This window comes from Aquisalimonas sp. APHAB1-3, from assembly GCF_048323695.1.
GTDB lineage: Bacteria > Pseudomonadota > Gammaproteobacteria > Nitrococcales > Aquisalimonadaceae > Aquisalimonas.
In genome coordinates this window covers 1-1,004 of sequence record NZ_JBLWFT010000039.1, presented here as the reverse complement: position 1 = coordinate 1,004, position 1,004 = coordinate 1, and the positions used below count along the sequence as shown (strand labels likewise).

Sequence of the window (1,004 nt, the reverse complement as noted above, 5' to 3'; positions counted from 1 at the left end):
CGGGCGTCGGCCTCATCTTCCAGGGTGCGGTGATCGTCCGCGAGGAAGGCGGCTGTGCGGCCCCGGGGATGACCCACGTCGCCGACCCCGACTTCGTCTCCCGCCTCGAGGCGCTCACCGACCGGATTCACGCCCACGGCGGCCGGATCTTCGCCCAGCTCGAACACGGCGGGCTGCGGAGCATGGAGACCTGGCACGCTGAATTTCGGGCGCAGAACCCGGGCCTCGAGCAGCTGGCGGTCTCGCGGCCGCCGTGGCAGCTCCGGGCGCTCGATCGGCTCGGGCTCCTCTCGTTCGACCCGCACGTGCTCTCGACCGACGAGGTGTCCGAGCTCGCGGCGGACTTCGGCCGGGCGGCGGCCTGGCTCGTCGACGCGGGCTACGACGGGCTCCACCTCTCGGGAGCGAACATGGGGATCGTTCAGCAGTTTTGCTCGCCGTTTTACAACCGCCGCGAGGACGTCTTCGGCGGCTCGCCGGAGGCCCGCCTCGCGTTTCTCGCGCTCGTCCACGACGAGATCCGCGACCGGGCGGGCGACGTCCCGCTGACGACGAAGGTGCCGGCTGAGACGCCCGCCCCGCCCGTCGTGCGGCGAAAACTCTCCCTCACAGACGGCGTCGAGATCGCCCGCCGGCTCGAGCGGATCGGCTACGACGCGGTCGTCCCGGTGCAGACGTCGGTGACGTGGGATATGAGCATCGTCCGCGGGGCGTACCCGGGGCGGGCCTGGGCGAACGAGGGGCTCCAGGACGGCTACGAGGCGGCCTTCGGCTCGCCGTGGCGCAAACGGCTGGCCGCGGCGGGCAACCGGCTCCAGTCGCTGCAGTATCCGACCGAGTCAGCCTGGAACGAGGGGTTCTGTCGGCGCGTTCGCAACCGGGTGTCGATCCCCGTCCTCGCCGAGGGCGGCATCCGTGACCGGGAACAGATGGATCGGCTGCTGGGTGCCGACGGGAGCGCGGCCTGCGACATGGTCGGCATGGCCCGTCCGTTCTACGCCGAG

General features: G+C 71.7%; 1 pseudogene. It reads left to right on the top strand.

The features are described from left to right. Positions 1–1,004 (top strand): annotated as a pseudogene (locus tag ACNSTU_RS17520) (hypothetical protein); the annotation flags it as partial.